Here is an 8972-nt window from a genome sequence, read left to right on the forward strand (position 1 = left end):
TTGATCTAATAAATCTAGAGGAACGATAAGTTCACTCCATTCTTTTTTTATCAAAGAAATAAAGATTCTTTGTAATTAACAATTATGTAAATTAAATGTAATATTTTAACTTTGCTAATCTAAAGGATGAATGAAGCAAAGCGAAATGAGGAAGCAATCTCATTTTCATGAAAAGATTACTTCAAATTATGGCACTACATTTATAATTTTCGCAATGACATTTTGATTTTCAGTTATTTAAGTAAATCCTTAGGTCGAACTCATGTTCATAATATATAATTAGTAGAATGAAATTCTGAAATAACATTTCGACAAGCTCAGCGTGACATCTTCAGTATTATAAACTTCAAATTTTTTAAACAGCCTTGTTATTAAATTATCTTACCAAATTTTCACTCGATCTTTTGGTTTAACATACATTTTATCTCCTTCTTTAATATCAAATGCTTTATAAAAAGCATCTACGTTTTGTAAAGGCATATAAGCCCTATACATACCTGGAGAATGTGGATTTGTTTTAATTAAACTACGTAGTGCGTTTTCTCTCATTTTGGTTCTCCAAACCGTAGCCCAAGACATATAAAAACGTTGTTCAGGAGTAAATCCATCAATTTTATCAGGTTTTTTATGATTTTTATAATATAGTTGCAAAGCATCATAAGCAGCATTTACTCCACCTAAATCACCTATATTTTCTCCTAAAGTATATTTACCATTTAAATGAACTCCTTTTAAAGCTTCAACATTACTAAATTGTTCTACTAATTTATGTCCTAAAACTGTAAATTTATCTAAATCTTCTTTAGTCCACCAGTTATTTAAGTTACCATTTGCATCAAATCTAGCTCCTGAATCATCAAAACAATGAGAAATTTCGTGTCCAATTACAGCTCCTATTCCACCATAATTTACTGCAGCATCAGCTTTATAATCATAAAAAGGCGGTTGTAAAATAGCTGCTGGAAAAACAATTTCATTATTTACAGGATTAAAATAAGCATTTACTGTTTGTGGCGACATACCCCATTCTGATCTATCAACAGGTTTACCTAATTTTTTAATATTTTTATTGAAATTCCATTTGGTTGTGTTTAAAGAATTTTGAAAGAAAGAACCTCCATTCTTGGTGCTATTTATTACTAATTTTGAGTAATCTTTCCATTTATCAGGATACCCAATTTTAATAGTCATTTTATCTAATTTTTCAATAGCTTTTTTCTTAGTTTCAGCAGTCATCCAAGGTAATGCATTGATTCTATTTCTATATGCCTCCATTACATTTTTAATAATCTCTTCAGCTTTAGCTTTTGCTTCTGGCGGAAATTCTTTAGCCACATATAATTTACCAAGAGCTTCTCCTATTCTTCTATTTACACTTGCTAAAGCTCGTTCATCCATTGGCCTTTGTTTTTTAGCACCTGTTAATACTTTACCAAAAAATTCCCAGTTAGCCTTTTCAAGTTTAGTATCAAGTAAACCTGCTGTTCTATCAATAAGAGTCCAACGCAAATATAATTTAATATCATTTATAGAACTTGATTTTAAAATAGTGTTAAGTACCTCCATATATTTTGGATTGGTAACAATTACTTTATCTAAATTGGTTGCTCCTATCCCTTTAAAATAGGCTTTCCAATTAATTTCTGGAGTCATTTTTTGAAGTTCTGCTATAGTTTTAGGGTTGTATCTTTTTCGTGCATCTCTATTTTCTTCTTTTGTTCGTCTAGGAACTGCTAATTTATACTCATAATCAAATACTTTTTGTGCATTGACTGAAGCTTGTTTGTTTGTATCACCAAACAGCTCAAACATTTTAGCTATATGAGCAATATATTTTTTTCGTTTTTCTTTAGTATCTTTGTCTTGATCTACATAATAATCTCTACGTAAGCCTAATCCAGCTGGTGATAAATAACCTGCATTCATTTTACTATCTTTCATATCATTAGTAACATAAAAACCAAAATAGCCTATGCCTCCATAAGGTGCCATTTTTATTAAAAGATTTTGTAAATCTGTTAAATTAGAAATGGCATTAATTTTAGCTAAATAGGGCTTTAACGGAGCAATTCCTGCCTTATTACGAGCTACTGTATCCATTATGGTTTCATATAAATTTACTGCTTTTTCTTGGTCTGCATCTAGTTTTAATTTTCCTTTAACATTTGGGTTGTTTGTTTGAGCAATGGCTTCATTTAAAATTCCTAATACGTCAGCATCTGTTTTTTTACGAAGCTCATTAAAACTTCCCCAAGAAGTTCTGTCTGCAGGAATTTTGGTTTTAGCTAACCAACTACCATTTACATACTTAAAAAAATCATCATTAGGCCGAACTTTTTTATCCATATTTGCTGTTATTATTCCGTGAATTTCTTTCTTTTTTACTGGTTCTTTTTTACAAGAAACAGGAATCATTGCCATTGCAATAACAGTAAGAAGCAATGTGTTTTTATTAAACATTTTCATTAGATTATTGATTTTGTTTTGGGTTAATTTTTATATTTATACTGACCCATAAAGTAACAATTTCATTTAATAATTCTCGCTTAAAATTCTGTTAATATTTTAGTCCAGAATTTCTTTTATTTTTGGTTTAAAATAATTTGGACCTTTAAGTACTTTCCCATCTTCTCTATAAATTGGATTACCGTTTTCATCTAATTTACTCATATTACTACGTTGAATTTCATTAAAAACTGCTTCAAATTTATGTTGCAATCCATGTTCTAAAACCGTTCCTAATAAAATATATAACATATCACCTAAAGCATCTGCAATTTCAACTAAATCATTATTTTTTGCAGCTTCTAAATATTCCTCATTTTCTTCTTTCATTAAATCAAAACGCAACTTTATTTTTTCTAAAGAAATTTTAGCTGTTGGCTCTTTTTGATATCCTAATTCAAAAATTTCCATGAACTTTTGAACGTCTTTTAATTTATTTTTCATCAATAATTTTATAAAAATTTAATCAATAGTTTGGCAGGAATCCATTTTAATACAAAAGCAACCAAACCCCAACGTTTTGTAATGTATGCTTTTTTCTTTCTTTTTTTTATTGCAGAATAAATTTGATTTGCTGCTTTTTTAGAAGATGACATCCAAAACGTTTTTCCTATTGCCATTGAAGTATCGACAAAACCAGGTTGAATATCAGTAATATAAATTTTAGATTTGCTCCTACTTGCTTTCATCCAAAGCGATTCCAGATAACTAGCTTGATATGCTTTGGAAGCAAAATATGCTGGTACATGTCGATTTCCTCTAATTGAAGCAAGTGACGAAATACCTACTAAATGACCAAATCCTTGTTCCATAAAAAGATTATATGCTAATCCATAAATTTTTGTCGCTGCCACAACATTAGTTTCTATAGTAGGTTTCTCTAATTCCCAATCTAACTTATAATTTGGAGCTCCAACACCCGAACTATATACAATTAAATCAATATTTTTAAATTCCGATTTTACTTCTTTAAATAATGTTTCACAGGATTTTAGATCGGTTACATCTTGTACTTTGTAACTATACCTTTCTGGATTTGTTTGCTGAATTTCTTTCAATAAATTTTCTCTTCTACCAGTAATTATCACTAAATAATTGTTAGTAACCAAAATTTCTGCCAAGTCTTTGCCTATTCCTGATGTGGCTCCTATTATTAATGCATGTTTCATCTTAAAAAATTACGTATTTTTGAAGTTAAATATACATCTTTTATATGTTTAGTAAAAACCAACTAATTTTTGCCACATTATTTATCATTGCATTTACTATTGCCATGGTTTGGAGTTATCGAAAAGATTTTAAAGTAATTAAAAAGTATTATAAAAATACATTTATAATTGTGATTGCAATTTTTTTAATTATCGCTATTTTTACTATGATTACTTTTTCAATGCATTAAAAAATCCGTTCTAAATTAATGAAACGGATTAATAATTAAAGTGTTTTTTATAAATTTAATTATTTGGTTCTATATGAATTAATACATCTCCAATACTTTCTAATTGACTTTGCAGTTTATCTTTAAGTTTATGTGCCAATTCATGTCCTTCTTTTACCGATTTATTTCCATCAACAACGGCATGTAAATCTACGTGATATTTCATTCCAGACTTTCTAACTAAACATTTTTCTGTATCTAAAATACCGTCAACAGTTAATGACACTTTTCTAATTTCAGCTATTAAATCATCATATAAATTTTCATCCATAATTTCACCTAAAGCTGGTCTAAAAATTAAATAACTGTTATAAAATATAAATGCCGCAGCAAAAAATGCTGCATAAATATCTGCATTTTTAAAATTTTCGCCCAGTAATAAGGTCATTGAAATTCCAATAAATGCAGTAACCGAAGTAATAGCGTCGCTTCTATGATGCCAAGCATCTGCTTTTAATGATGAACTGTGCGTTTCTTTACTCTTTTTAATTACATATTGAAATGATATTTCTTTCCAAATAATAATTATACCGAGTACAATAAGTGTCCAAGCTTTTGGTAATTCACGTGATTTTCCTAAATGAACAATACCCTCATGTATAATTATTGTTGCAGAAGTAATTAAAAATCCTACTACTAAAAAAGTTATTAATGGCTCTGCCCTTCCATGCCCATAAGGATGATTTTTATCTGCAGGTTTTGTTGAATATTTTAATCCGAAAAGTACTAAAATAGATGCAAAAATATCTGTTGAAGATTCAATGGCATCAGCAATTAGGGCATAGGAATGTCCAAAAATACCTGCCAGCCCTTTAACAATTGCTAAAGCTGTATTTCCTATAATACTAAAATAGGATGCTTTTATTGCCGTTTTAACTTTGCTCATTAATTCTTTTAATTTTGGTCTGGCAAACTGGAATAATTTTTAGCATAATACAACATTTCTTCAGTAAAACTTTTTGGTTGTGTTACCAATATGTCTGTAATTTCTCCTTTAGCATTTTTTTGGGGAACTAAAATCGGATTTATAAATCCGCCATAAGGAGCAGATTTAAATTTACTATTACGCTTTAAAACTTCTTTAAGTAATTTTTGATCGACTTTTACACCATAAGTTTCTACTAAATTTTTACCAGCTTCAAAATCTCCTTCTGATTTAATACGTTGAATTTCTCGTAATAATTGTCCAAATAACACTCTTAATTTAGCATAATCATGAATTACAAAATAAGTTTTTCCATTTTTTATAACTTTTTCAATCACATTATCTTTTTTACCTTTTTCATAAGCCCAAGCCGCCACCAACTGACGATTTCTCATATGAGCTTCTTCTATATCATCACCCAATTTTAAACGAACTAATTGTGTCAATAATCCATTTCTTATATAACCATCATACGCAGCTTTACCCAATTCTTTTGCATTTGGCGATAAATTTAAATCTACTAATTTTTGATCAGGTAAAAAGTATAAACCAACCAAATCGGCACGTGCTTCCTCTAAAGTTGAAGCATAATTTTTCATAGTTTCCTTCGGTTGCCCAACTCCTGGATTTATTTTTCCACTTGCATGACCAATAACTTCGTGTAAAGCCGTATGTAATTTATCAGCTAATTGCCCATATTTAATTTCGGTGTTTACTTCATCTTCATTATAGGCAAATTCTTTTAATTTATCCGTTCCGCCAGCTTGGTTATAGGCTTCAATTAAATTCCCTAAGGAAACTGATTTAGAGCCATGTTGTTGACGAATCCAATTATTATTTGGCAAATTAACACCAATTGGAGTTGATGGTGATGCATCACCTGCTTCAGAAGCTACATTTACCGTTTTGTATGAAACGCCTACCACATTTTTCTTTTTGTGAGCTTCCATTATAGGAGAATTATCTTCAAACCATTGGGCATTTTCAGAAACGACTGCCATTTTTTTAGACATATCAAAATCTTTAATTTCAACAATACTTTCAAATGAACCTCTGAACGCTTTTGGATCGTTATAAACTTCAATAAATCCGTTGATATAATCAATATCGCCTTTGGTACTTGTTGCCCAAGCAATATTGTATTGATCCCAAACTTTTAAATCGCCTGTTTCATAAAATTTAATTAGTAGGTTTAAAGCATCTGCTTGTTGCTGATTTTCTGCAACTTCTTCTGCTTTTTTCAACCAAAATACTACTTTTTCAATTGCAGCCCCATACATTCCGCCTACTTTCCAAACTTCTTCTTTAAGAGTTCCATCAGCATTTTTAACCATTTTAGAATTTAATCCGTACTCAATTGGTGTTGCATCATTTTTATCCATTTTAGAAGCATAGAATTTATCTACTTCTTCTGAAGTAACGTTTGGTGAATAAAAATTAACCGCAGAGCCTTTCAATAACCCGGTGGTTGCATCTAAATTTACTTTTTTTGCATCTTTATCATTAAAAATAACCTCAAACGCTTCGCCTTCAAGTTTGGTATTAGTAGCTTTTAATAACGTTTGTAAATATTCTTTTGAGAATTTTGGTTGAAATTTACTATTTGAATAATGATGATGGATACCGTTAGAAAACCAGATTCGTTTTAAATAAACTTCAAAATTTTTCCAATTTTCAGAGTTTTTATCACCTTTAAAATTCGTAAAAATATGCTCTAAAGCACGTCTTATTTTTAAATTGAATCTGTAATTTTGATCGTAAATAATATCACGACCTGCCATACCTGCTTGAGATAAATAATAAACGTATTTTTTTTGTTTTAAAGTTAACTTATCAAACTCTGGAATTTGATATCTCAATATATTTAAATCTGCAAATTGCTCGGCTTTATATTGAAATTTACTTTCTTTAACTTGTTGCTTTTGTTTTGATTCTTGTTTTTTACAAGAAGGAAGCATTATTGCTATAAAAAGCAAAAGAACTATATATTTTATTTTCATGTTATAAATTTTAAGTCTCAAATTTACTAATTTCAAATGATTTAATTTAGTAAATTAGCAAGAAGCAAACTTAAAATTATCATTATGAAACTTTTAAAATATTTATTCTTTTTAATTCTGATATTTATAATCGGAGGATCAATGTATTTAGCTACATTAAATGGTAATTATGATGTTAAACAAACTACAATTATTAAAGCACCAGTTGCAGTGGTTTTTAATGAAATTAATGATTATAAAAATTGGCAAAATTGGGGACCTTGGTATGAAATGGATTCTAGTATTGTTGCGACTTATCCAGAGGTTACCTCAGGGGAAAATGCTTCTTATAGCTGGAAGGGAAAAGAAGGTGGCGGAACTATGAAAACAATTTCTTTAATCCCAAATAAAGAACTTATTCAACAAATTGATTTTGGAACAGGTAGCACACCCGAAGTTTATTGGAATTTAAAAAAAATGAGTGATAGTACAGAAGTTACTTGGGGAATGCGTGGCAAAAATACTTTTATGGAAAAAGCATATTGGCTAACTCAAGGTGGAATTGAAAAAAATATAACACCTATGTACAAAAGAGGATTGAAATTACTAAATAATTATATTACTAAAGAAATGGAAAAACATAGTATTGAAAGTAAAGGAGTTGTAGATTACGGCGGTGGTTACTATTTATACCAAACTACTGCAAGTAAATTTTCTGAAATTGATAAAAAAACAGAAGAAATGTTTACGTTAATTATGAAGTATATGAAAGAAAACAACATACAACCAACAGGAAAACCATTTACTATTACTCACAAATGGGATGAAGAAAATGGAACTATTATGTTCTCTACGTGCATTCCTGTTTCTGAAAGAATTGTTACTAACGGAGATGTTTTAAACGGATTTATAAAACCTCAAAAAATGTTTAAAACTTTGTTTACCGGAAATTACAACTATTTACCCGAAGCTTGGAAAACTGCTTTTAAAAATTTATCTGCGGAAAACTTAAAAGAACTATCAAATGCTGAACCTCTTGAAGTGTATTTAGTTAATCAAGAAGATACTCCAAATCCTGCCAAATGGGTTACTGAAATTTTAATACCAATTCAATAAATAACTTATAAAGCAACAGATTGCTTTTCTACATTAGCAATGACAAAATACAACGTCATAACGAGGAGTGATAACAACGTGGTTATCTTTTCCTATACTTTATTATACCTAAAACAATCTACCAAATGATCATTTACCATACCTGTTGCTTGCATATGTGCGTATATAACCGTTGAACCCACAAATTTAAATCCTCGTTTTTTTAAATCTTTTGAAATAATATCTGATAATTTTGTGGTGGCAGGAATTTCACCTAAGGTTTTCCATTTATTTACAATAGGTTTTCCATTAGTAAATTTCCAAATATAATTTGAAAACGAACCAAACTCTTTTTGAACTTCCATAAAGGAAATTGCATTGGTTATAGTTGCTTTAATTTTAAGTTTGTTTCTGATAATTCCGGCATTTTGAATCAACTCATCAAACTTATCATCATTATAGTTTGCAATTTTTTTATAATCAAAATTATTAAAAGCTTTTCTAAAATTTTCGCGTTTCCGTAAGACAGTAATCCAACTTAATCCAGCCTGAAAAGTTTCTAAAATTAAAAATTCAAATAATTTATCATCATCATAAATTGGAACTCCCCATTCTTCATCATGATATTTTACATATAATGGATTATTACCACACCAACTACATCTATTTTTATTCATTTTATCTTTTTAAAAGATAACAATATAGCACTTTTTAACTATCTTTAAAATGGAATAGTTTTTGTGCTTTTATTTTAAATACATCTAATTATGAAACAGTTACTTTATATATTCGTTTTTTCAGTTGTATTTGTGAGTTGTGGAACTTCTTCAAAAACAATTACAAAAATTAAATCTGATGAAACCTTGGATTCAAGGTTCTAACGTAACAAAGCGTTAATTTTTATTAGTTAAACATTACTCAAATATACGAGTTTAAATTTGATTTTAAAATGTGGCATTATTGAAATAGAATAACGCTCCTTTGGTCGCGTTATTTCCAGTTCAACAAGCCGTTAAATCATCATCATATT

General features: G+C 29.1%; 8 protein-coding genes. 2 read left to right on the top strand and 6 right to left on the bottom strand.

Annotated features, from left to right (window positions below):
- Positions 1-381: 381 nt before the first annotated feature.
- The 3 genes from L3J60_RS12700 to L3J60_RS12710 form a co-directional block, all read right to left on the bottom strand.
- Positions 382-2466, bottom strand: coding sequence for a M13 family metallopeptidase (locus L3J60_RS12700; protein WP_291975933.1), 2085 nt, complete (start codon positions 2464-2466; stop codon positions 382-384).
- Between the two features lie 99 nt (positions 2467-2565).
- Complete coding sequence (locus tag L3J60_RS12705) at positions 2566-2949, bottom strand: nucleoside triphosphate pyrophosphohydrolase family protein (protein WP_291975934.1); 384 nt, start codon at positions 2947-2949, stop codon at positions 2566-2568.
- Positions 2950-2957: 8 nt separating this feature from the next.
- Entirely contained in the window at positions 2958-3674 is a 717-nt protein-coding gene (locus L3J60_RS12710) for an SDR family NAD(P)-dependent oxidoreductase (protein WP_291975935.1), read from the bottom strand.
- Positions 3675-3718: 44 nt separating this feature from the next.
- On the opposite strand from L3J60_RS12710, the gene L3J60_RS12715 reads away from it, so the two are divergent.
- Positions 3719-3904, top strand: a complete 186-nt coding sequence (locus L3J60_RS12715; protein ID WP_291975936.1) for a hypothetical protein — start codon at positions 3719-3721, stop codon at positions 3902-3904.
- A gap of 55 nt (positions 3905-3959) precedes the next feature.
- On the opposite strand, the gene L3J60_RS12720 is transcribed toward L3J60_RS12715, so the two are convergent.
- Positions 3960-4829, bottom strand: coding sequence for a cation diffusion facilitator family transporter (locus tag L3J60_RS12720; protein WP_291975937.1), 870 nt, complete (start codon positions 4827-4829; stop codon positions 3960-3962).
- Between the two features lie 8 nt (positions 4830-4837).
- Complete coding sequence (locus tag L3J60_RS12725; protein ID WP_291975938.1) at positions 4838-6868, bottom strand: dihydrofolate reductase; 2031 nt, start codon at positions 6866-6868, stop codon at positions 4838-4840.
- Positions 6869-6952: 84 nt separating this feature from the next.
- Between L3J60_RS12725 and L3J60_RS12730 the strand changes: the two genes are divergently transcribed.
- Positions 6953-7963 carry a GyrI-like domain-containing protein gene (locus L3J60_RS12730; protein WP_291975939.1) on the top strand — a complete coding sequence of 337 codons (1011 nt, stop codon included), beginning with the start codon at positions 6953-6955 and terminating at the stop codon, positions 7961-7963.
- A 92-nt stretch (positions 7964-8055) separates the two neighbouring features.
- On the opposite strand, the gene L3J60_RS12735 is transcribed toward L3J60_RS12730, so the two are convergent.
- Complete coding sequence (locus L3J60_RS12735; protein WP_291975941.1) at positions 8056-8619, bottom strand: DNA-3-methyladenine glycosylase I; 564 nt, start codon at positions 8617-8619, stop codon at positions 8056-8058.
- Positions 8620-8972 lie beyond the last annotated feature (353 nt).

The sequence above is a fragment of the Lutibacter sp. genome, from assembly GCF_021647475.1.
Classification (GTDB): domain Bacteria; phylum Bacteroidota; class Bacteroidia; order Flavobacteriales; family Flavobacteriaceae; genus Lutibacter.

Bases quoted from the DNA above. Each gene is read 5' to 3' on its own strand.
- L3J60_RS12700 (WP_291975933.1), bottom strand. From the start codon at position 2,466: ATGAAAATGTTTAATAAAAACACATTGCTTCTTACTGTTATTGCAATG.
- L3J60_RS12705 (WP_291975934.1), bottom strand. From the start codon at position 2,949: ATGAAAAATAAATTAAAAGACGTTCAAAAGTTCATGGAAATTTTTGAA.
- L3J60_RS12710 (WP_291975935.1), bottom strand. From the start codon at position 3,674: ATGAAACATGCATTAATAATAGGAGCCACATCAGGAATAGGCAAAGAC.
- L3J60_RS12715 (WP_291975936.1), top strand. From the start codon at position 3,719: ATGTTTAGTAAAAACCAACTAATTTTTGCCACATTATTTATCATTGCA.
- L3J60_RS12720 (WP_291975937.1), bottom strand. From the start codon at position 4,829: ATGAGCAAAGTTAAAACGGCAATAAAAGCATCCTATTTTAGTATTATA.
- L3J60_RS12725 (WP_291975938.1), bottom strand. From the start codon at position 6,868: ATGAAAATAAAATATATAGTTCTTTTGCTTTTTATAGCAATAATGCTT.
- L3J60_RS12730 (WP_291975939.1), top strand. From the start codon at position 6,953: ATGAAACTTTTAAAATATTTATTCTTTTTAATTCTGATATTTATAATC.
- L3J60_RS12735 (WP_291975941.1), bottom strand. From the start codon at position 8,619: ATGAATAAAAATAGATGTAGTTGGTGTGGTAATAATCCATTATATGTA.